Source organism: Streptomyces sp. NPDC004658, from assembly GCF_040609555.1.
Taxonomy (GTDB): domain Bacteria; phylum Actinomycetota; class Actinomycetes; order Streptomycetales; family Streptomycetaceae; genus Streptomyces.
The window spans coordinates 23,803-46,594 of record NZ_JBEXKG010000053.1 but is presented as its reverse complement, the minus strand read 5'-3'; the positions used below and the strand labels follow the sequence as shown (position 1 = coordinate 46,594).

Sequence of the window (22,792 nt, the reverse complement as noted above, 5' to 3'; positions counted from 1 at the left end):
GGGGCGGTGGGTTTGGGGCTGGGTGTCCCCCCCGGCCCCGCGGTCGCCGCGGTTCGGCGGGGGGGGGGGGGGGGGTGGTTGGTGTGGGCGGCGGCGGGGGGGGGGGGGGGGCCCCCCCCCCCACGGCTCTTCTCATGACCGCGACCAACCCAGCACGTACGCATAGACTGGAAGAGGTACCACGATGTCCGCTCCCCCGCTCAGCCCCCACCGTTCCACCGGCGTGAAATCCAGCGTCCGGCGGTCTCTGACAAGGACCGAGTGGTCGAGCCTGGGGGGCGTCTTCGCCATCGTCACCGCACTGCACGTCGTCGGCTGGGGCATTCTTGTCACCGTCGTGGCTCCCCATCACTTCACGGTCGGCCAGAAGGGCTTCGGCGTCGGCATCGGCATCACTGCCTACGTGCTGGGCATGCGGCACGCCTTCGACGCCGACCATATAGCGGCCATCGACAACACGACCCGGAAGTTGATGAACTCCGAGAAGCGCCCCCTGACGGTCGGCTTCTGGTTCTCCCTCGGCCACTCCAGTGTTGTCTTCGCCCTGTCGCTCCTCCTCGCGTTCGGTGTCAAAGGTCTGGCCGGGCCCCTTGAGGACGACAACTCCACGCTCCACAACCTCACCAGCTGGATCGGCACGCTGGTCTCCGGTGCGTTCCTGTACGTCATCGCGGTCATCAACCTTCTGGCCCTCATCGGTATTTGGAAGATCTTCCAGGGCATGCGCTCGGGTCAGTACGACGAGACCGAGCTGGAGACGCAGTTGAACAGGCGGGGGCTTGTCAACCGGCTCCTCGCACGCTTGATGGGGGCCATTACCAAGCCCTGGCAGATGTACCCGCTGGGCCTGCTCTTCGGGCTCGGCTTCGACACGGCGACCGAAATCGCCCTGCTGGTCCTCGCCGGCTCCAGCGCCGCCTCGGGCCTGCCCTGGTACGCCATCCTCTGCCTGCCCGTCCTGTTCGCGGCCGGGATGTCCCTCCTGGACACCATCGACGGCACGTTCATGAACTTCGCCTACGGGTGGGCGTTCTCCCAGCCCGTCCGCAAGGTCTACTACAACCTCACCGTCACCGGCCTGTCCGTCGCCGTCGCCCTCCTCATCGGCACCGTGGAGCTGCTCGGCCTGCTCTCGGACAAGCTGGACCTGCATGGCACCTTCTGGCAGTGGATCGCCAGCGTGGACCTCAATACGGTCGGCTTCGTCATCGTCGGACTCTTCTTCACCACCTGGGCCATTGCCTTGTTGGTCTGGAAGCTGGCTGGTGTAGAGGATCGATGGAGCCACGGAATGACGCATCGACGCGCTCCCGCCGAATGAGGTGGCACCCGTCTAGTCCGCTCGCCTGCTCGCACTCGGTCCGACCACCCATGTATGGGCGGACAATGCAGCACTGAAGACCTCCAGTAGATCATCGGGCATGCGATAACCCGCTACCTTGCCGAACCCCGGCCCCACGGGGGCGACGGGTGCCCGGAGTCCATCTGGCCACCAGCCGAGCCGAGCGCCTCGCTCCAGTGTCTTCTTCAGCGCCCCGGCGTGTCCGCGCAGGCTGGCGCCCGGCGAAGAGCGCAGTACGTCAGCGGAGACGAAGCCTCCCCCCGCTACGACTCCCTGAACGATTCGGCGAGCCCGCCCAGGCAACGCCTCGTAGAAACGTGCGGCACGCTCGACACTCCACTCAGTGTCCATACGGACTTGAGCCGCGTGCTTTATCAGCAGATCCAGCAGGTCTCTCTGAAACTCTGCGCTGGGTTCCCTGACCGTCAGAACGATTTCCATCGGCACACCTCGTCCACTCTCGTTTACCTGCGTTTAATGTACTGGGCTCTCTGCGGTGCGTGCGTCCTCGTAGCGAGGAATCACTCGGTGCAGCTGAGGAGGGCGGGCCGCGGCTATTACGACGTAATAGCTCCGGGCCCCGAGCACGCGAGTGGATGATCTGGTGAAGCGTGGTGGCGTCTGGCAGCGCACCTCTTCCCACGTCAAACGTGATCAGGACGCGGTGGGGCGACCAACTTCCGCAGTAGATCAAGGCGGCCCGCGCCGACGACCTGCCCAACCTTCACACCTTCGCCAACGGCCTTGAACGCGATCTCGCCACTGTCACCGCCGGTCGAACACTGCCGTGGAGCTGCGGCGTCGTCGAATGCCACGTCAACCGGATCAAGATGATCAAGCGACAGATGTACGGCCGGGTCGGCTTCGACGGTCTGCTGGTGTCGCTCCGCAGGCGGACGCCAGAAGCTCAGCGACCAGTCCGGGGCGATGAATGAAGCATCATCGTCAAGACCTTCCTCGGTCGTGGTGAACTACCGACGCGCCGGACAACCTCGCGGGCCGGAAGCGCGAACACGTCCATACCCTGGAGCAACACTCGGTCCGTTTGGGACGACCCCAGTTCGATGGCTTCAAGCACATCACGCATGCAGTGAATGGCTTTGAGATCGCAGAGAGAGCGCGGAGCGAGTCCAGAGCCGCGTTGGCCGCCTGTCGAGTCGTACCGATCCGCAACGGGCCGTCGCCGGTCGGCCGGGCGGGTTCGAAGTCCAGCGGGCATGATCCCAGAGAGATCTGTCGGCGAGTGACAAAGGGCCATCTACTCCCGGCGGTTACAGAGCGTGTGAGCTCCACCAAAGTTCAGAGCCCGAGCAGGGACAGCAGTTGGGTGACGTCGTTGCCGTAGCCGCCGGTCGGCCCGAGAGAGGGAAGGGCCGTGCCTCATCGGTGATCAAGTGGTGTTTCGAGCCGGGCCGGCCACGGCCGACCGGAGACGAGCCCGTCTGATTCACCTTGCAACGCCCCGACGTGAGAGGAGTCCACCACGCAGCGCAAGAGATTCAGCTCGCCGTCGCGTTCAGCTCGGCGAGCAGTACCTCCTGCAGCCGCTGCCACACACCGGGCTCGGTCCAGTCCCGCAACCGACGCCAGCAGACATGCCCGAGCTAGAGCCCAGTTCCTTCGGCAGATACTCCCACTCAATCCCAGTGTGCAGTACGTACAGAACCCGCACAGCACATCGCGGTCCGACAGCGGCTACGGCCCCGGCACCTGAAACGCCGCTCACGCTGCGACAGCAGCGGTTCCAGGCCGTCCCCCCGATCAATCCACGGCGGGCTCTCCACATCAAGGCGAATGCGCAACAACCATATCGGCAAACGATCTTCCGGGCAACCTCCCACGGAACACAACTAATCACTAGAAACTGTCTCTCCAGGGACGTGACCGCAACTCACCTACCTCCCCCGCCGCAGTCACGCTTCAACCCATTGATCCCAGCACCTTGCCGCTGTCGGCTATTACGGCGTAATAGCTCCGCAGGTGGGTAACCGCTCGGTTGGTCGTGGTGGTGCACCGCAGTACCGCTCACCGTGCTGGATCACTACTGGCCAGGGGGCTGGTGGGCATGGCTGGCCGTACGGACCTGGCCACCGATCAACACGCCTGATCGGGCCGTTCCACAAAGCTGCACCGTCCAAGGAAGTGGCGGCATTGCGCCAGCGGGCTCGCCGGAGCTGCTAGGTGCGGGCCCGCCGGCGGCGGCCGTGAGTACCCGCAGGGTCGAGAAGCTCGCTGAGTCCCTCGGGGTGACCCAGCTGTCGGAGTCCCAGGTCAGCGTGATGGCCAAGCACCTGGACGAGGAGGTCGCCGCGTTCCGCAACCGGCCCCTGGACGCCGACTCCTACGCCTTCGTCTGGGTCGACGCCCTGACCCAAAAGGTCCGCGAGGGCGGTCGCATCATCAACGTGCACGCCCTGATCGCGGTCGGCGTCAACGCCGACGGGCATCGAGAGATCCTCGGCCTCGACGTGGCCACCGCCGAGGACGGCGCTGGCTGGCTGGCCGTCCGGCGCTCCCTGGTCGCCCGCGGCCTGTCCGGCGTCCAGCTGGTCATCTCCGACGCGCACATGGGCCTGGTCAACGCGCTCGGGGCCACCTTGCCCGGCGCGAGCTGGCAGCGATGCCGCACTCACTACGCCCGCGCGTTGCTGAGCCAGGTGTCCAAGTCGGCCCAGCCGTGGGGGGCCGCGCTGCTGCGGACCGTCTTCGAACAGCCCGAGACAACGACGCAGTCCAGGCTCAGATGCGCCACGTCCTCGATGCTCTGGAACCCAAGTTCCCCAAGGCAGTAGCCCACTTGGACGCCGCTCAGGGCGATGTGCTGGCGTTCACCGCGTTCCCAAGGCGATCAGGCGTCGCATGGACGTGGCCGGCATCTTCCCCGACCGCACCGCTCTGATCCGCCCGGTCGGCGCCGTGCTGGCTGAGCAGAACGACGAGTGGACCGAGGCCCGCCGCTCCATGGGACTCGACCTGCTCGCCAAGGCCCGACTCCACCCGATCGAGTCAGAAACCGACGAGTCCGTCCTGCCCACCGAACTCACCGCCTAGCCTCAAGGCAGAGATCACCGAGTGGCTGTCGATACACCACTCCGGCGGACGTGACCGGCCGACGGAGGTTTGGCCGCCTTGGTCGCACCCTCTACCTGACTCATCGGCGAGGTCGAGGCCGGTATCTCGATGATGCCGCCGACCACCCGCACCCGATCTCAACCTGGCCGGAGGCATCCGGTCAGCGGCCCATCACTGAGCAGTCGGCAATACGTCTCGCGTCGAAGCGTTCGACCTGCCGTTGGTCTAGGGCCGGTAGGGTCGGGTCCGCTTGTGTGTGATGACGGCTGCTGCCAGCGTCTCGCACCAGTCGCGGGATCGGTTAGGAGCCGTTGTCGGTCAGGACCCGCTCGACAATGCCACTCCGGGAGAAGAAGGTGGGGCCCCACAGCCAGAAGCGGGACGACGGTCCGTCAACCTTTGAAGGTCAGCAAGTGATGGCTGATCATGATCAGACGTCACACCGGCTGATGCCAGGTCACATCCCCCGTTGGCCAGACGGTAACGACCAGTTCTGTCTGAGCCGAGCGGGTAGGGGAGACATGGCTGACTGATGGCGCGCACCGTAGGGTGGACCGTCTTCTATTACGGCGTAATAGGCCAGCACCTCCACGGCTCTAGGTGTGCTGTCCCGGGACGTTGCTGACACGCGTGCTGGGTGTTTGAACAGGTGAGGGCCTTCTGGGTTCGATGTGGATTGCGACATCTACACCTGACCGCAGGAGGCCCTCGTGTCCCACCGTCATGCCCCGCTGACCCCGACCGGCAGGCTGCGTCTGGCCCGGTGTGTCGTGGACGACGGCTGGCCGCTACGGCGGGCTGCGGAACGCTTCCAGGTCAGCCACACCACCGCCGCACGTTGGGCAGGCCGCTACCGGCAGCAGGGCGAGGCCGGCATGCAGGACCGCTCCAGCCGCCCTCACCGCCAGCCGCACCAGACGGCGGCCTGGGTGGAGGAACAGGTCGTGCGATTGCCACGCGAGCACCGCATCGGCCCGTTGTGGCTGGCGGCCCGCACCGGCGTCGCCGCCTCCACCGCCCACCGGATCCTGAACCGGTACGGTCTGCCCGCCCTGGCCGCGCTGGAACGGGCCACCGGCGAACCCGTCCGCCGCTACGAACGCGCCCGGCCCGGCGAACTCATCCACATCGACGTCAAGAAACTCGGCCGCATCCCCGACGGCGGCGGCCACAAAGTCCTCGGCCGCGCAGCCGGCAGCCCCGACAAGGACCGCCGCAACGGCACCGGATACGCCTACCTGCACACCGCCCTGGACGACCACACCCGACTCGCCTACACCGAAGACCTCCCCGACGAAACCGCCGCCACCTGCGCCGGCTTCCTACGACGAGCCACCGCCTGGTTCGCCGCACACGGCGTCACCGTCGAACGCGTCCTGACCGACAACGCCTGGGCCTACACCAAGAACACCTGGCGCGACACCTGTCGCGACCTGGGCATCCACCCCCGCTGGACCCGGCCCTGGCGGCCCCAGACCAACGGCAAGATCGAACGCTTCCACCACACCCTGCCCGACGAATGGGCCTACATCCGGCCCTACACCTCAGACACCGAACGACAAGCAGCGTTTCCCGACTGGCTTCACTAGTACAACCACCACCGACCCCACACCGGCATCAGCGGCCAACCACCAGCCAGCCGCGTCACCAACGTATGCGCGGTCGAGAGGCGCCCCTTCCGAGTGCCTGACTCTTTGGACTAGACCAGGAGGGGGATCAGTATTTAGGCCTTAGCCAAGATCCACCAGTCGGACCGGGCCAGAGCGCCCGATCTGCGGTTGAACACGGTCAGACTGCAGGTCCGTCAAAGACGGCCGATAATCGGGCAACGGTGTCCAACTTGACCTGGGGGCCTCACCGATCGACGTTCGATTCGGATTTGGGCCGTCGAGACGATCACCGGCCTCGGGGAGGATGCCGCTGCATGCGTGACCGGCCTGCGGCGGCGGAACACGTTGCTTTGGCGAGACGGGAGGGGTGGAGTCCTGACAGCCGGGAGGTGAGAAGCTGAGGAGTGAGCTTCGTTCGCAGAATCCCTCCGTGGGGAGGGAGAGTCCCGGCTCTGCAAGCTAGCGTGGCGGTCGAAGGCCTGTGGTCTTGCACCACGGCTGTCAGGTTATTTGCGGTTGGCGGCTGATGCGTGGGCTAAGATGCGCCCTATCGCCGATACTCCCTCCGGGATGGTAGTAGGGCGGGCGGTGCGTCCAGGAACCCATAAGCAGGTCATGACCCGAGTACCTGAGTGGACGCGGCTTCGTCCAGGTGGCAGCGGCCGGCTGCGGCGAGGCAGATCTTGGCAGTCGTACGACAGAGACCGTCCCAGGGCGTGGGTCGGGCGGCTCGGCAACACGAGCCCGTTGCGGCGGGCTCGGCAGCGTGTTGATGGGCACGGACGATAGTCGAGGCTTTCGGTCAAAGGCCAGGCCGGGGAGTCGTGGGGGACAGGTGGCCGTTGCGACGGTCCGCGAAGCGACTTCTAGGTCGGTTGCACCACCGCCGCACGCTGCGCCCGCGACCATCGCCTCCGAGGTGGCAGCTAGCCACCAGTCAGCCAAGGCTGCACAACATGCCCAGGGCCTACCTGCTTGCTTGTCGCGCCAACCCGGTCCACTGTGAAGGTGACGAAGAACTGGTTGATACATGCTACGCTTGAAGATTATCCGCTCTTTGTGAGTATTCCCCTTATCCGCCACCCGGTGAGCCCGCCTGCTGCCCACAACAACGAGTGGGCGTGCGTGGGGGTTACGCATTGAGCAGCGTTGTGAGGGCGGTAACAGCGACTGTAGCGACCCAAAACCAGCATGAACGTGTCCTGGCCCGGCGGCTGTACGTGCCCCACCCACCCCCTTCAGTCGCTGGGCTTCAGTCGCTGAGCTTGCTTCGGGACTCTCGAAGAAGCAGGCAGCGACTGAAGCCCAGCGACCGGCCGAAGGCCTCGGTAGCTGGCCTGAAACGAGGAAAAAGACCAGGTCAGCGCGGTGGTTCGGGGTGGAGCAGCGACCGAAGCGACCCAAGGTCTCTATATATGAAGGGATTATGCGCGCGTGTGTGCGCGTCATAGATAGAGGCCTTCAGTCGCTACAGTCGCTAATGCTCACCACCTACACCCTCTCACCTGGGGTTTTGCCAGCGACTCACAGCCAGCGACTGAAGCATCTCAGTCGCTGGCTCTTCAGTCTCAGTCGCTCGTCGCATGTCGGGAGCCACCCATCTCGACGTGCCCGCGTCTTCCCAGGTGGGCATTCCATGCTCCCCGCGCCGACGTTCGCTAGTCTGTGTGCGTCACTGGGTAGCTTCGGTCGCTGATAGGGGGTTCGTATGTCCGCTGAACTGGGCTTTTCCACCAGCGACCCAACCCGGGTCTGCCAGGCGCCTTCAGTCGCTCCGACCTCCCTCACGACGGCCCGTTGGTGCGCCCGCAGGGGCTGGCCAGTCCACCCGCTTGCTCCCGGGCGCAAAACTCCGGCAGGCAACTGCGAAGCCTGCCGGACCGCCCCGCACCCGGCCCCCGCATGCGCCTGCTTGCCTCTCGGTCGCTGGTGCCACGGATTCCATGCGGCAACTCTCGACCAGCGCCGTATCGACCAGTGGTGGGGCATGCACCCTGACTTCGGCGTCGGAGTCGCCTGCGGCCCCGCCAACCTCGTGGTCATCGACATCGACGCTCATGCCGCCGAGCCGCCGCACAGGAACCGCATACTGCCGGGCATCACCATTGGTGAGCATGTCGATCTCAGCGGGCTGTCCAACGGTTTCCACACGCTCGCGGTACTGGCGGCGCTCCGTGACCAGGAGAGCCCCGCAGACGACGACACGACGCTGCGGGTCCGCACCCCGTCAGGCGGGATGCACGTGTGGTACCGGGCCGGAGACAATCGGCGCTGGCAGTGCTCCTCGGGATCCAGCAGGGGGCGCGCCCTCGCGTGGCAGGTCGATGTGCGTGCGCACGGCGGTTACATCGTCGCGCCGGGTACCGTGACGGGCAAGGGTACCTACACTCCGGTCGGGAAGGTCAGGGAGCCGGCGGAGCTGCCCAAGTGGCTTGCGCAGGAGCTGGAACGAACAGGGCATCTGCCCGCACCCAACATCCCGGCGCCGCGTCCTGTCCCGCCCAGGGCCCAGCAAGCGGTGCTGGCGGCCGGCGGGGGAACGACCGGGGTTGAACGGGCAGTGAAGGCGATCCTGGCCCCCGTGTGGGCGTGTGGGAGGTTGGCGGAGGGCGCCGGTTTTTCGGACGCCCTCAACCGTGCCGCCTACACCCTCGGAGGCCTGGTGGCGGCTGGCCGCATGACGAAGGCGGAGGCTGAGCACATCCTCACCGAGGCCGCCGAGGCAGTCAGGCCCGGACAGCGTCGACGGGCCGAACAGATCATCAGCAGCGGTCTGACCGCCGGTTCGAAACGACCCCTGTACAACGGCGGGGGACACCTGTGACATCGCCGAGCAACCCGAAACTCTTCGACTTCGATCCCGCCGCGGTCGCGGCCCAGATCCGCAGTCAGGTCGCCGTACCGCTCCCGGCGCAGAATGACCCCGGACGCGTCAGTGATCCCAGGGTCACGGCCGCAGGGCTTCTTCCGGACACACTCTCGGACCGTGGCAACGCCAAGCTGTTCGTGAAGCTCTACTCCAACGATTACCGGCACGTCCCGGGGATCGGCTGGTACCGCTGGGACACCACCCGTTGGCAGATCGACGAGGACGACACGGTGTTGTGGGCGGCAGGTGACCTGGCGGAGAACATCGCGTTGCAGGATCCACGCGGTGTGTTCAGCACGGCTTCTCTGCAGCAGCACCGCAAACGATCGCTGTCCACGGCGGGCATTAACGCCATGCTTGCCCAGGCGAAGTCGGCTCCCGGCATGGTGCTCAACGCGGCCCGGTTGGATGCCGATCCGTACGCCCTGTGCACTCCCGACGGAATTGTTGACCTCAAATCAGGGATGATCAAAGCTCCTGACCCGAACAAGGACTTCCATTCCCGCTCCACCACCGTCGGTCCCCAGCACGTGCCCACCCCGCGATGGAACCGTTTTCTCACCGATACGTTTGGTGAGGATGCCGAGGGCACGGAAATGATTGAATTTCTGCAATTGTTGCTCGGATATTCCGTCACCGGCGACGTGGGTGGCCAGGTACTCCCATTTCTCTTCGGGTCCGGAAAAAACGGAAAATCAGTGCTTCTGGACGTCCTCATGCGGCTCCTCGGCGATTACGCGGACGCCGCGCCACCCGGATTCTTGATGGCCCGTCCCTATGAAGGTCACCCCACCGACCTGGCCGAACTTCACGGTCGTCGAGTCATTGTCTGCTCCGAGGTCAAACCCGGGGACAAGTTCGACGAGGCCCGCGTCAAGCTGTTGACGGGTGGTGACCGTATCAAAGCTCGGCGCATGCGGCAGGACTTCTTCAGTTTCCAGCCCACGCACAAGCTCTGGTTGCTTGGCAACCACCGGCCGGAGGTGGGGACGGGCGGATTCGCGTTCTGGCGCCGTATGCGGCTCATCCCCTTCGAGCGGGTCGTCTCCGATGATCGGAAGATCGACAACCTGGCCGACATCCTGGTCACGGAGGAGGGCCCCGGCATCCTAGGCTGGCTCATCGATGGCGCGCGGCGCTATCTGGAGGGATCTCGGGATCTGACAGGGCCGGAGCGGGTAAGGATCGCCACGAACGCCTATGCGGAGACGGAGGATCACACAGGACGGTTCTTCGAGGAGTGTTGCGTGCTTTCCGCAGATCTACGGGCGGAGCAGACGGGTCTCTACAAGGCGTACAAGGACTGGTGCCACAATGAGGGAGTGCCGCCTATGTCCTCTCGTGCCTTTGCCGCACGGGCACGAGAACTCGTCGGATTGGCGTCACCGAAGGAGATGATTCTGTCCAACCAGCGGAAGTACTACCCAGGTATCGGTCTGCTCACCGGCGAGGAGAGGGAAGCCGTCGCATGAGCTCCTTGATCACCGAGGACGAGATCAGTCACGAGACAGACCTCGTCTGGCTCGAAGACATCGGTCAGTTGGACTACGTCCGGCAAAGCCTCGATCGGCTGCCCACCCGCAGGGGGAAGCCGGCCTACCATCGTGATGGGCGCATGGTGGGATACGCCTGCCTGGGCACCGAGGCCAAGCCGTCGCGTTCGTCGGGGACCTTCCGTCGGCGAGTGTTCTGGTTGCTTCCGCACGACCGCGACAGTGAGCCGGAAGGCCTTTATGCAAAGGGGGCGCCCGCCGAGGCTGTCGACCCACGCACTCTGGCGGCGCGGGTCAAGGGATACAAAACGGAGCGTTCCGAAGGGGGCCCACCCTCGAGTGCCATGCAGGAGCTCGGGATAACTCTTCCGCTCTGACGGCGAAGCGACCGCGACAAAGGAATATGGCGCGCCGCTATCGGGTGTACGTGAGGCGTCCTGCTTCGAGCACCAAGTTGCCGCATGTGAGACTTACCATACTCGGGAGGTCACGAGCCGCCGAGGCTTCCGTAGGCTGTACCTATTTCTCCGAGGAGATGCTTCATGGCACGGGTTACCGTCACCATTTGCACGGACGATCTCACAGGAGAAACCGGTGACGATATATCCCCACACGTCTTCAGTCTCGACGGTGTCAGTTACGAGATCGATCTGGCGCCGGCAAGCCACCAGAGGCTTCTGGATGAGCTGGAACCGTTCATCCGGGCGGGCCGCCGCGTCGGCACCCGTGTCCCGCAAGGGCGCCGGACGTCTGTGCGTGGCGGTGCGACTGAAGCAGCCCGGATCAGGCAGTGGGCCCGAAGCCAGGGAATCGAGGTCAACGCCCGGGGGCTCGTACGTCAGGACATCGTCGACCAGTATGAGGAAGCCACGGCTGCCCGCTAGCGCCAGGGTCTGCGGATCTCCTTGCTCAGCCGAGGGACATTTGCCCGGCAGGCGGCACCGTCGATCCGTGACGGTCCTTCCGCCAGTCTGTCAGCGCAAGGCCCAGAGCCAGAAGGACCGCTAGGATACCAGCGCACACCGACAGGGCGACCGCCGCGGCGGCACCATCACCGTCCCCCTTCAGCAGGTAGTACAGACCGGGCAGCACCGCTGTGCCCACTGCCGCGCCGAGGCGCTGCCCGGTCTGTAGTGCCCCTCCCGCAACCCCCGCCATGGGGAGGGGGACCTCGCGCAGGGTCATCGTCACGTTGGGGGCGATGACGAAACCACTTCCGATGCCGCTCACGAGGAGCGCCGGCACCAGGGCCCAGATCGTCGTACCCGGCGGCACGAGCCACAGCAACAACGCGGTGGCTGTCAGCCCCAGCGTGACCGCGACCAGGCCGAGGACCGTGAGAAGACGCCCCAGACGCTGTACGAGTCGGCTGGCCACCACAGCGGCCGCTGCGCTGCCGACGGCGAACGGTGTCACGGCCAGCCCCGACTTCAGCGGCGAGTCCCCCAGTGCTTCTTGGAAATAGAGGGCGAATACCAGCCAGATGCCACTGAACCCGACGAAGTAGATGGTGGTCAGTGCGGACCCCACCGCGTATCCACGGACGTCGCGCAGCAACTTAGGGTCGATCAGGGGCTGGTGACCTCGGGCGGAGACTCGGCTCTCCCAGCGGGCGAAGGCGTAGAGCAGCAGCGCGCCGACGGGGAACAGCCACCACATCCGGTGCAGGCCGCCGGCGTCTGCCTGTATGAGCGGCAGCATCAACGCGAGGACGCCAAGCCCCAGCAGGGCGACCCCGGCGAGGTCCAGGTGTCCGGGCGTACCGGTCGCCTGCCTGGGCAGCAACCGGAGGCCCAAGAGGACTGCGGCCACCCCGATGGGCACGTTGACGTAAAAGATCCACCGCCAGCCGTCCGTACCGGTGACCAAGGCCAGGATGACGCCGCCGGTGATGGGGCCGACGGCGCTGGAGACGCCCACCGTGGCACTGAAAAACCCGAACGCGCGTGCCCGTTCCGCGCCCGCGAAGAGTTGCTGGATCAGAGCTGAGTTCTGCGGGGCCATGAAGCCGGCCGAGAGGCCCTGGAAGGCACGTGCGACCGTCACCAGTCCAATAGTGGGAGCGGCGCCGACCGCCGCGCTGCACAGAACGAAGGCGGACAGGGACACAAGGAAGATGCGTCGGCGTCCGACGGCGTCCCCGAGCCGGCCGGCCACCACGAGGGCGAGCGCGAACGTGAGGGCGTAACCCGACACCACCCATTGCACCGACGACGGCTTGGCGCCTAGATCACGCTGCATCGACGGCAGGGCCACGGATACGATCGTCACGTCCAGGAGGATCATGAAACCGGCCACCAGTGTGACCCACAGAGCGTGCCATCGGTTGGGGTCCTGTCCGGGAGCAGATCGTGTCTGGGGATGTGCAGTAGTGCGGGACTGGGGGCTCACCGCGACTCCTTTCGCCACTGTGATGCAGTGTGGAACGCCTGTCGCCTGAAGACATCACACGAACATGTGCTTCGGCCCGACCGGACGGGCCGAAGCACGTACGCCGTCAAATGACGGATGCTACGGCCCTGGGGCGGGCCTACGGTCAAGGTGTAGGGCGCACTGTTCGCCGGTCTCCTTGAGAGGAGTCGTGGAAGTGACGTCCCCGTCAGGTGAGACAGGCGGTCGTACGGCAGGCTTCTTACGCCACGACCTCTCCGGCCGAAAAGACCGGCGGTAACCAGTCCGGCAGGTACGCGCGTAAGCGCCGGGCGTCCGCCGTCTCACTCAGAGTGCTTGCTGCCGGGGTCCGGCCGGGCGCGTCGGAGAACCGATTGACACACCAAGAGGACGTCACCCATGGGGAGAGCCGCGGTCAACCGCAAGGTCGTCAGGATGCGCCGGGGGAGTGTCTCGGCGTGGGCGGACACGGTGGTGGCCGAGGAACCGCTTGAAATCCGTCTGAACGGGGAGGCGTTGGCCATCACCATGCGTACTCCTGGCGACGACTTCGCCCTGGCGGCCGGGTTCCTGGTCAGTGAGGGGGTGCTCGGTACGGTCGAGGAGTTGAGGAGCATCACCTATTGCGCCGGTGCCACAGAGGACGGACGCAATACCTACAACGTGGTCGACGTGCGGACGGTGAGCGGAGTCGGCGCCGAACACCTCAGGCTACAGCGCAACTTCTACACGACATCTTCCTGCGGCCTGTGCGGCAAGGCGAGCCTTGACGCCGTGCGAACCACTGCCCACTGGGAGCTGGCGGACGATCCGACTCTTACGTTGTCCCCCGAGCTGCTCGCCGCTCTGCCAGACAGCCTGCGCAAGGGTCAGAAGGTGTTCTCCCGAACAGGCGGGCTGCATGCGGCAGGGCTCTTCGATGAGCAAGGCCTGCTCATCGACCTCCAGGAGGACGTCGGCCGGCACAACGCCGTAGACAAACTGGTCGGGCGGGCCTTCCAGAAGGGTCTGCTGCCGTTGTCCAGAGCCATCCTGATGGTGTCGGGGCGTGCGTCGTTCGAGCTGGTGCAGAAAGCCGTCATGGCCGGGATACCGGTTCTGGCGGCCGTGTCTGCTCCCTCCTCGTTGGCGTGTGACCTTGCCCAGGAAAGTGGTATGACGCTGATCGGTTTCCTGAGGGGTGACTCCATGAACATTTACAGTGGTGAACGGCGGATTCTTCTCTGATCTGCCTCGCAGGGGTTGGACAACGGCGGAACCGTGGTCAGGACACTGCGTCCATGGCTGCTGCGCACCATCCAGGACGAGCAGACGGGACCAGCCGTCGACACACCGCGGAGCACGAGGAATCGCAGTCGCCCTCGAACGACGATGGTGAAGGCAGGCTCGCCCACCGGCTCGGCGAGCAGTTCTTCGAAGTACTGCTCTGCGTAGCCGGGACCCGCACTCTCGGTGCTGAGCAGCCGCTCGAACGCCGCGGGGTCACGGTCCCGCACGGCTGCAGCCGCGTCATCGCGCAGATCGGAGACGGTCACCGCCCCCCGTCGGTCCGGGGTGTGCCCGCTTTGCTGGTGGATGAAATAACAGATCACTGTGAGCCATGCACCGAACAGCCCGAACACCACCCAGGTCCACAGTCCATTCGGCTGGCGGGGCATGAGGGTTCCTCCGGTCGTGAAGGGAGGCGGCAACACGGGGAAGGAACGGCCTGGTGCGGGGAGAGTTGTGCCCGGTGCCACGTTCGGCCGTTCAAGCACCTGTCGAACGCGGGGCTCTCCACGGTGGACAGCCACCGGGCACTCTTCCCATCCCTCACGAGTGCCCGGTGACCGGCCGCGAAGCCCCGGTGCCGTGCCCCGAGGCCGTCGGTGGAGTCAGGCCGCCGCCGGCGGCTGATCACTCGGAATAACCCAGTCAGGCCGTACCCAGTGGCAGGTGTAGCCGCCCGGATGCTTGCGGAGGTAGTCCTGGTGTTCCTCCTCCGCGGGCCAGAAGGGCCCGACGGGCTGGACCTCGGTGACCACCGGCCCCGGCCAGCGCCCTGAGGCGTCGATGTCCGCGATGGTCTGCAGGGCGGTTCGGTGTTGGTCCTCGCTTGTGTAGAAGATGGCCGAGCGGTAGCTGCGTCCCACGTCGTTCCCCTGCCGGTCCCGCGTGGTCGGGTCGTGGAACCGGAAGAAGAACTCCAGCAGTTCCCTGTAGGACAGCCGTTGCGGATCGAAGAGAATCTCCACAGCTTCGGCGTGGTCACCGTGGTTGTAGTAGGTCGCGTGAGGAGTGTGACCGCCGGTGTATCCGACCCGCGTGCCGAGGACGCCAGGGAGGTCTCGCAAGAGTTCCTGGGCTCCCCAGAAACATCCGCCAGCCAGTACGGCGCGTTCAGTTGACATGGTCCAACACCTTCGATCCTTCGCTCATCTGCGGTGACGCCCGGCTCACGTGATGAACGCACCGTTAGCCGGGCTTTCATCGGGCGGTCTGCGCAACAGACATCCAGGATGGCTGTTGCGACGGGACAGCGCGATGGAGCACGCCCCATGTATGTGAGGTCCCTTCCATGGGGATACCCCTATTCGAACGCCGCACCAGCCGACTGTCAGGTGTGACACACATGACCTTCTACGGTCAGCCGGGTGTATGTATCACGTACACCCATGAGTGGTACCCCGCCCTTATGCTTCATGAAGCGACGGGACGCCCCGGCCCCCCCGACCGGGTCGTTCCGCCGCAGCTGAGTTCCAGCGCCATCCTGGCAACGGCGCAGGGCTCGGCGGGGCGGGTCGGCGGACGGACTCCGAGTGGTGCGCCTCGTGCCGTCTGTCGGCTCGTCACGTCCGAGGGCCCATCCGCCGGAAGGCGGAGAGACCGGATGCTCCTGCGGGAAACAGGTGGGCCGAGGCACACCAACGAGCGGGAGGAGGACGCCATGCAGATCGCCTTCAGTAACGTACGGCCGTGGTCTTCGACGCTACGCCGAGTATCGGCACGGACGTCGTCCAAGAGGTGGCACGGGCCGGGGACAGGGGCGGACGTCAGCGGCAGGAGCAGAGACGGGATGAGCGACAGGATTCCCGCGCTCTGCGTTTTACCGCTGGACGAGCTGGTAAGCCCCGCCCGCCGGCATCAGCACGGAGCAGGAAGTGTGGCACCTCGCCGGGGTGCGGAAGGCGCTTCGACATGTGGTTGACAACCTGGGCGTCCACAGATCCGTGCTGCTGACCCGATGCACCTGCCCGCAACGGAGGAACGCGACTGAGGCCGCGTACAGTACGTGGTGAGTCATGCGGCGATCGCCGTTCCGGCCGAACCGGTCCGCTACGGTATGACCCGTATCTCCTTGTGCGCGGTGAGCCGAGGGTGCGGCAGAAGCCGGGTCGCACGGAAGTGATGGTGAACTAGGTGATTCCCTGCCCCAGGCGCACCGGGGGAGCGAGGATCCGGGCCCGGACCAGGACTGGTCGGGCGTCCTTGCCGTGGAGGGAGGTACAGCATTGCCGCTCGCACGCCCTGCTGCAACGGCCGACCCAGCCGGAGGAGAGCGCGAGCATGGTCGTCCACCTCAGCCCAGCAGGCGTTCGGGACCATCGGAGGGACGCTGCGTTGCGGCGGGCACACGGATGGGATCCCGCCCTGAGCTGCCGGGACGAGCAGCAACAGATCCCGGGCCGTAGAGCAGGCGTCGGGCTCGTACCGGTTGCCGCCGCGTGCGCACGTCTCGGCGGTTGAGCGAAGGAGTCTCAAGTGCAACTGCCGATCCGCAGCGTCCTGCCTGCCATCCTGGACAGCGTCTCGCAGGTCGTCTGGGTGGTTGACCACCGGGGGGACATCGTTTACACCAATCCGGCCGGTGTCGCCGCGCTCGGCTATGACGATGTCGAGGATTTGGTGGGTCTACCCAGCCACGAGACTCTGCATCCCTGCCGTCCGGACGGCTCTCCCTTCCCCGTCTCCGAGTGTCGGATGCTCCAGCCGGCCGTCACGGGCGTGCCGGCACACGGCAGCGACGAGTGGTTCAGACGGCGGGACGGCTCCTTTTTCCCGGTCTCCTGGTGGGCAGCGCCCATCGACCTGCCGGAAGGACGCGGAGTCGTCTACTCCTTCTTCGACGCGACCGAGAGCCGCGAGCTCGAGCGCGCCCGGAGGGAGAGGGACACGGCGCGCATCCGGGCGGACGAGTCACGCGCCGCGCAACGGCGGATCATGCAGAGTATCGAGTCGGTGCGTCGGCAGACGGCGCGCGACCTGCACGACGGCGCGCAGCAGCGGCTGGTCAGCCTGCTGATCGGGCTGCGCCTAACCCGTGACATACTGCCGGAGTCCGCCTCCGGCGCCGCCGCGCTTCTCGACCAGTCCATCGCCGATGCGCAGACCGCGATCGACGAACTGCGCGAGCTGGCGTACGGCGTTTACCCTTCCGTGCTTCAGGCCAAGGGGCTGGTGACAGCGGTGGAGTCGCTGGCCGAGCGGTGCGCAGTACCAACGAGCGTCGTGGGGGAGTATCCGCGCCGGCTGCCCGCCGAGGTCGAGTCGAACGCATACTTCGTCATCGCTGAGGCACTGACGAACGCGGTGAAACACGCGCACGCGTCGCATATCCGCATCACGATCGAGCTGAAAGAAGCGTTGCTCATCGAAGTCGCTGACGACGGAATCGGAGGTGTCGCCCACGACGCCGGCAGCGGTGGCCTCATCGGTTTGGAGGACCGGGTGAGCGCGTTCGACGGGGTCGTCGTCATCGACTCCCCGCCGGGACAGGGCACCACGGTGCGGGCGGAGATTCCCGTACCGGAATGAGCGGCAAACCGTGGGGCTGCCCCTATGGTCTAGGCAGCGAGACCCGGGGCATCCTGAGAAACATGTCCGTCAACATTGTGGTCGTCGACGACGACCCTGGGTTCCGTCGCATCGCCAAGACGCTGCTGACGGCGCGCGGTATGCACGTCGTAGCCGAGTCGGAGGACGGCGCTTCGGCCCTGGCGGCGGTGCGCGCGTACCGGCCGGACGGTCTTCTTCTGGACTTGCATCTCCCCGATCACGACGGAGTGGCCGTCGCCCGCCTGCTGCGGGCGGAGGAACAGCGGCCGCGGATCGTGCTCACTTCCACCGAGCAGTCGTTCTGGTCGGCGGACGAATTGCGGCAGGCGGGGATCGAGACCTTCATTGCGAAGGACAGGCTTTTCGACGCCGACCTGAAAGCGATCTTCGGGCCGACCGCCTGAACAGTGCGGGCGGCCCGGCGCCGTCGGCGTCCTCACTGCTTGAGGTAACGCAGCACCGCGAGAACCCGGCGGTGCTGATTGGACGTCGCCTGGCTGAGACCCAGCTTCATGAAGATCCCCGTCACGTGGCGTTCCACAGCGGGCACGGTCACCACGAGCTTCCTGGCGATGCCCGTGTTGGAGTGGCCCTCAGCCATCAGGGCCAGCACCTCGCGCTCCTTCGGCGTGAGGGCCGCGAGCGGGTCCTCTTTGCGTTTGCGCCCGACAAGGGTGGAGATCACATCCGGGTCGAGGGCCGATCCACCGGCGACCACCCGTTCCACGGCGTCGATGAGTACCTGGGGGCTCGCGACCTTCTCCTTGAGGAGATAGCCCACCCCGCTCGGATCATCACCGACCAGATCCAGCGCGTAGGAGGCGTCCAGGAACTGGGAGAGCACGATCACAGCGGTGTCCGGCTGCGCGGCACGGATCTTCTGCGCGGCCTGCAGCCCGTCCGCGGCGAGGTTGGGCGGCATCTGAATGTCGGTGATCACGACGTCCGGATGCTGGCTTTCGGCGGCGCGTACGAGGTCGACCGCGTTGTCCACCGCGGCGACTACGGTGATGCCGGCGTTGCGCAAGATGGTCGCGATACCCTCGCGGACAATGGCCTGATCTTCTCCGAGCACTGCTCGCAGGGGTTCACTCATGACGGCATCCTAGTCCGAGCTCGATGTTCGGGTGTGGGGTGAGTCTGCGTCATGTCAGTCATATGACATCAGTGTCGACTATGTCCTGTTCCATCCAGATAGTTTTGCCGTCCTCCGTATAGCGTGTCCCCCAGCGCCGAGCCAGGGCAGCCGCGATCATCAGGCCCCTGCCGTTCTCCTCCTGGGCCCGGGCGCGCCGGAGGTGCGGTGCGAACGCGGACCCGTCGGAGACCTCCACGGTCAGCGTGGCGTCCCGCACGAGCCGCACGTGCGGCGCTCCCGTAGCGTGCCGCAGCACATTAGTGACCAGTTCGCTCACGATCATCTCGGTAGCGAAGGAGTGGTCGGCCAGCCCCCACCTCGTCATGTGCTGTCGGACCCACTGGCGGCAGCTGCCCACGCAGGCAGGCTGGCGGTCGGCAGTCCAGGTGACGACACTGTCCGCGGCCAGTTGGTGCGTCTTAGCAGTGAGCACGGCCGCGGACCGTCCGTGAGCCCCGCCCATCATGCGGTAGACGATGGCGTCACACGTGCCCTGGGCATCGGCCGGGGCGGCCGCTGCCGCTCGACTGAGAAGGGTGCCCGGATCGTCGCATGGCGGTTCCTGCAGAAGCCCGGCCGAGTAGAGCGTCAGTACGCTGTCCGGGGCCAGGGTGGTGTGGGCGGCCTCGTAACCGGTCCGGCCACCCAGTGCCGGGCCACGGGGGACGGGCACCTCCAGTACGGTGCCGTCCGGTGCCGTCACCAGCGGAGCCGGCCAGCCCGCCGAGGCCACGGAGAGGTCGCCCGAGGCGGGATCGTAGACGCAGTACTGGCAGTGGGCGCGCTCCTCCCGGCGTGTGCCGTCCGTATCGGCCAGACCGAGGCGGGGGACGACGTCGTCCAGGTGGGCGAGCACCTCCTCGGGAGGAAGTTCCAGGGCGGCGAGCGTCGTTACGGCGGTGCGCAGCCGGCCCATGTCCACTGAGGCGTCGAGCCCCTGGCCTGGAACCTTTCCAATGACCAGGGCGACCCGTGCGCTCGACAGGGGCAGGACGTCGAACCACGCGGTCCAGCGGGAATCCGGCAGCCAGAAACTGGCTGTGTCCACCGCTGTCACCCGGGGCAGCGACCGCGGCAACAGCCGCCTTTGCAGTGTCACAGCCGTGGTGTGCTCCCGCATGAACCGGCGGGCGTTCTCGAGGTGCGCGGCCGCCTTTCCTATGACCTGCTCCACCAGCGCGACGTCCTGTGTGTCGAAGGGCACCGGGTGCCGGGGCCCGCGGTACAGACTGACCAGACCAAGGACCCGGCCCTGGTGAATGAGAGGGGCCACGATCATGGAGTGGATGCGTGCCTCGCGCAGCGCGCCCGCGCGAGCCGCGTCGTGCCTGAGCCAGGCGGGGTCCGAAGGATCAACCAGCCGGGGAGCCAAATCCGCGAGAACCTGCGTGTAGGGAGTGGGAAAGACGAAGCGGCTGGGCTCGCCCACGGCGTGCACCCCCTCCAGGCCACCGGGGGCCTCGAACGCCGTGCGGCGCAGCGGATCCGCAGGGGTGAGGGGCGCCGCGGGCGGGTCGCCCCCGTCCAGGACGGCGCCGACCAGATCGACCGACACCGCATCGGCGAAGTCGCGCGTCAGGGTGGTGGCCACCTCCTGGCTGGTGCGGGTCGCGCTGAGTGTTGTGCCGATCTCACGGTGTGCTGCCGACAGCACTTGCTCCCGGGCGTGCGAGCGTGCTTCACCGGTCACGTCGTGAACGAGAGTGGCGGCACCGACCACGGTGTCGCCGTCGCGCAGGCACAGGGCGGTGATCCGGTAGACACGGTGACCGGCGCCTTTGGACGGCACGCTGACGAACCGCTCGGCCACCGTCCGCGGCCCGCGCACGACCTCCCGCAGCAGGCGGCTCGTCGGAAGACTGGCGTCCAGGTCTGCGGCAGTGCGGTGCAGTACTTGGGCAGCCGCGCGGTCGCGGATGCGCAGTGCTGCCGCGTTGCTGCGCAGCAGTCTGAGATTCTTGTCGAAGAGTTCCATACCTGCGGGCGCGTATTCGAATGCCGTACGTGTGTACGCGGCCTGCGTGCGCGCCAACTCAGCATTGGTAGCCGTTCCCGCCACGGTCACGTGGGTGTGCGCCTCATCACGCCACACGTCGAGTTGCAGCACAGCGGACGCGTCGCAGCCTGCCCGGTCGAGCAGTCGGCCGAGGAAGAGGTGGGCCGGCGCCCGTCCGGATTCCTCCGCCGGGTCGTCTCCCGGTGTGTGAACCGACCTGCCTTGCGCGTCGAAAACGAAGAACCGCTCACATGTCATGTCGGACCTCCTCCGTCGGCCGTTCGGCGTGCTACGTGCCGCGTTCGCGCCCGCATGTCCGGCCGGTGTCCCTTCACGGTGACCATCGCCCCCCGTTTGGGCAACCGGGTGACCGGAAAATGAGACGGAGGCGTATCCGGTCCCGTTGTATCTGCGACCGGAGAAGTGGATTCACTCGTTCATGTGATGCGCGAGACAGAACATCGCCCCATCCTGGATGACAGGAGAACCGACGAAGAAAGGCGCACGTGATGTCGTTCGTTACGGTGGGGCATGAGAACTCCGGTCCGATCGAGCTGTACTACGAGGACCATGGCAGTGGTCGTCCGGTGGTGCTGATCCATGGGTATCCGCTGAACGGGCATTCGTGGGAGAAGCAGGAGCGGGTGCTGCTGGAGGCGGGGTACCGGGTGATCACGTATGACCGGCGGGGGTTCGGCCGGTCGAGTCAGCCGGTGGTGGGGTATGACTACGACACGTTCGCGGCGGATCTGAAGGTGCTGCTGGAGCACCTGGATCTGCGGGACGTGGCGCTCGTGGGGTTCTCCATGGGGACGGGCGAGGTGACCCGTTATCTGGGCCGGTACGGTTCGGAGCGGGTGTCGAAGGCGGCGCTTTTGGGTGCGATTCCTCCGTTTCTGCTGAAGACGGAGGACAATCCTGAGGGTGTGGACGCGTCGGTGTTTGAGGAGATCAAGGCGGCGGTGCTGAAGGACCGTCCGGCGTATTTCAAGGATTTCCTCGATAATTTCTACAACGTGGACATGTACGCGGGGACGCGGATCAGCGATCAGGCGTGGCAGAACAGTTTCAACGTCGCAGTGGCGGCATCGGCGTGGGCGGCGTACGCGTGCGTGGACACCTGGCTGACGGACTTCCGCGCGGACCTGCCGAAGATCGATGTGCCGACCCTGCTGGTGCACGGCGACGCGGACCGCATCCTGCCCTACGAGAACACCGCCAAGCGGCTGCCTGGTCTGATCGAGGACCTGACGTTCGTGACGGTCGAGGGCGGTCCGCACAACATCGCCTGGACCCACCCGGAGGAAGTCAACACCGCCCTGCTGGACTTCCTCGCCAAGTGACGCCACGTCAGCACGGCTGAAGACGTTGTGGCCCGTCCGGTGAAGCCTTCGCCGGACGGGCCACAGGCGTGTCGGTTGTGCTGCCACTGCTGCCGGTCGTGGGTTCGGCCGCGGAGCGGCTGGTGCCGAGGTGAGTCATGGGAGCTGTCCAGCGGGTGGAGCCCGAGGCTCCGTCCCGGCCTCAAGGTGGCGGCCGACGCCGGCACGGTGACCGCGAGGTGCTGGCTGCGACCGTGTTCGTGGCAACGTCGGGCTGCACGTGGCAGCAGCTTGCGTTCGGGCCTTCGGGAGCGACGGCTCATCGGCGCTTTGCCGAGTTGGACTGGTCTTGCTGCGCTATCGATTCGGTGAACATGCGGGTTCTGGACACGGGGACCTGACCGATCCGCATCCTGTCCACCGGGGCACAGTACGGCTCGAAGATCCACCTGATCAACGAGCGGACCGGTCTGCCCCTCTCCGTCGGGATCTCGGGAGCGAACCTGCACGACAGTCAGGCGCTGATTCCGCTGGTGAGATCGAGTCCTCCAAGCGGCTGGGCCCGCCACCGGTGGACCACCGAACGCACCACGTCCTGGCTCGCCGGCTGCACGCCCGCTACGAGCGCAAAGCCGAGCACGTCTCGGCCTTCACCAGCATCGCCTGCACCCTCATCCGCCACCGAAGACTCACAGACTCACCGTCTGAGATGGGTCTGTACGCGGCCGCATCACATTTTTTCGG

General features: G+C 66.3%; 14 protein-coding genes and 4 pseudogenes. 12 read left to right on the top strand and 6 right to left on the bottom strand.

What is annotated here, in order from left to right; all coding sequences use genetic code 11:
- Positions 1 to 184 precede the first annotated feature (184 nt).
- On the top strand, positions 185 to 1,321 hold the full coding sequence (locus ABZV94_RS19945) for a HoxN/HupN/NixA family nickel/cobalt transporter (RefSeq protein ID WP_356341837.1): 1,137 nt from the start codon (positions 185 to 187) through the stop codon (positions 1,319 to 1,321).
- A 1,329-nt stretch (positions 1,322 to 2,650) separates the two neighbouring features.
- Here the strand turns inward: ABZV94_RS19945 and ABZV94_RS19940 are convergent.
- Positions 2,651 to 3,023, bottom strand: a pseudogene (locus ABZV94_RS19940) (transposase); the annotation flags it as partial.
- Between the two features lie 523 nt (positions 3,024 to 3,546).
- Here ABZV94_RS19940 and ABZV94_RS19935 point away from each other — a divergent pair.
- The 6 genes and pseudogenes from ABZV94_RS19935 to ABZV94_RS19910 all read left to right on the top strand — a co-directional run.
- Positions 3,547 to 4,393, top strand: a pseudogene (locus ABZV94_RS19935) (IS256 family transposase); the annotation flags it as partial.
- Positions 4,394 to 5,124: 731 nt separating this feature from the next.
- A pseudogene (locus ABZV94_RS19930) lies at positions 5,125 to 6,117 on the top strand (IS481 family transposase).
- Between the two features lie 1,615 nt (positions 6,118 to 7,732).
- Positions 7,733 to 8,848, top strand: coding sequence for a bifunctional DNA primase/polymerase (locus ABZV94_RS19925; RefSeq protein WP_356341836.1), 1,116 nt, complete (start codon positions 7,733 to 7,735; stop codon positions 8,846 to 8,848).
- A complete protein-coding gene (locus ABZV94_RS19920; RefSeq protein WP_356341833.1) occupies positions 8,845 to 10,365 on the top strand; it encodes a phage/plasmid primase, P4 family in 1,521 nt (506 codons plus the stop codon). The genes ABZV94_RS19925 and ABZV94_RS19920 overlap by 4 nt, the downstream gene beginning before the upstream one ends.
- Complete coding sequence (locus ABZV94_RS19915; RefSeq protein WP_356341831.1) at positions 10,362 to 10,763, top strand: DUF6009 family protein; 402 nt, start codon at positions 10,362 to 10,364, stop codon at positions 10,761 to 10,763. The genes ABZV94_RS19920 and ABZV94_RS19915 overlap by 4 nt, the downstream gene beginning before the upstream one ends.
- Positions 10,764 to 10,928: 165 nt before the next feature.
- Positions 10,929 to 11,270 (top strand): Lsr2 family protein, encoded by a 342-nt coding sequence (locus tag ABZV94_RS19910; RefSeq protein WP_356341829.1) that lies wholly within the window; start codon positions 10,929 to 10,931, stop codon positions 11,268 to 11,270.
- A 25-nt stretch (positions 11,271 to 11,295) separates the two neighbouring features.
- Here ABZV94_RS19910 and ABZV94_RS19905 read toward each other — a convergent pair whose 3' ends face one another.
- On the bottom strand, positions 11,296 to 12,672 hold the full coding sequence (locus ABZV94_RS19905) for an MFS transporter (protein WP_356341826.1): 1,377 nt from the start codon (positions 12,670 to 12,672) through the stop codon (positions 11,296 to 11,298).
- Positions 12,673 to 13,176: 504 nt separating this feature from the next.
- On the opposite strand from ABZV94_RS19905, the gene fdhD reads away from it, so the two are divergent.
- A complete protein-coding gene (gene fdhD / locus ABZV94_RS19900) occupies positions 13,177 to 14,004 on the top strand; it encodes a formate dehydrogenase accessory sulfurtransferase FdhD (protein WP_356341824.1) in 828 nt (275 codons plus the stop codon).
- Here the strand turns inward: fdhD and ABZV94_RS19895 are convergent.
- Together ABZV94_RS19895 and msrA are read right to left on the bottom strand one after the other, a co-directional pair.
- Positions 13,974 to 14,435 carry a hypothetical protein gene (locus ABZV94_RS19895; RefSeq protein ID WP_356341821.1) on the bottom strand — a complete coding sequence of 154 codons (462 nt, stop codon included), beginning with the start codon at positions 14,433 to 14,435 and terminating at the stop codon, positions 13,974 to 13,976. The genes fdhD and ABZV94_RS19895 overlap by 31 nt on opposite strands.
- 216 nt (positions 14,436 to 14,651) lie before the next feature.
- Entirely contained in the window at positions 14,652 to 15,167 is a 516-nt protein-coding gene (msrA, locus tag ABZV94_RS19890; RefSeq protein ID WP_356341819.1) for a peptide-methionine (S)-S-oxide reductase MsrA, read from the bottom strand.
- 1,351 nt (positions 15,168 to 16,518) lie between these two features.
- Here msrA and ABZV94_RS19885 point away from each other — a divergent pair.
- The gene (locus ABZV94_RS19885) at positions 16,519 to 17,571 is read left to right on the top strand and encodes an ATP-binding protein (protein ID WP_356341816.1); all 1,053 of its coding nucleotides are present in this window, start codon (positions 16,519 to 16,521) and stop codon (positions 17,569 to 17,571) included.
- 62 nt (positions 17,572 to 17,633) lie between these two features.
- Positions 17,634 to 17,996, top strand: a complete 363-nt coding sequence (locus ABZV94_RS19880) for a response regulator (RefSeq protein WP_356341814.1) — start codon at positions 17,634 to 17,636, stop codon at positions 17,994 to 17,996.
- A 32-nt stretch (positions 17,997 to 18,028) separates the two neighbouring features.
- On the opposite strand, the gene ABZV94_RS19875 is transcribed toward ABZV94_RS19880, so the two are convergent.
- A complete protein-coding gene (locus tag ABZV94_RS19875; RefSeq protein ID WP_356341839.1) occupies positions 18,029 to 18,676 on the bottom strand; it encodes a response regulator transcription factor in 648 nt (215 codons plus the stop codon).
- 70 nt (positions 18,677 to 18,746) lie between these two features.
- A complete protein-coding gene (locus ABZV94_RS19870; RefSeq protein WP_356341811.1) occupies positions 18,747 to 20,984 on the bottom strand; it encodes a SpoIIE family protein phosphatase in 2,238 nt (745 codons plus the stop codon).
- Between the two features lie 251 nt (positions 20,985 to 21,235).
- On the opposite strand from ABZV94_RS19870, the gene ABZV94_RS19865 reads away from it, so the two are divergent.
- Positions 21,236 to 22,069: an alpha/beta hydrolase gene (locus tag ABZV94_RS19865; protein ID WP_356341808.1), complete on the top strand. Its 834-nt coding sequence runs from the start codon at positions 21,236 to 21,238 to the stop codon at positions 22,067 to 22,069.
- A gap of 137 nt (positions 22,070 to 22,206) precedes the next feature.
- Positions 22,207 to 22,745, top strand: a pseudogene (locus ABZV94_RS19860) (transposase); the annotation flags it as partial.
- Positions 22,746 to 22,792 lie beyond the last annotated feature (47 nt).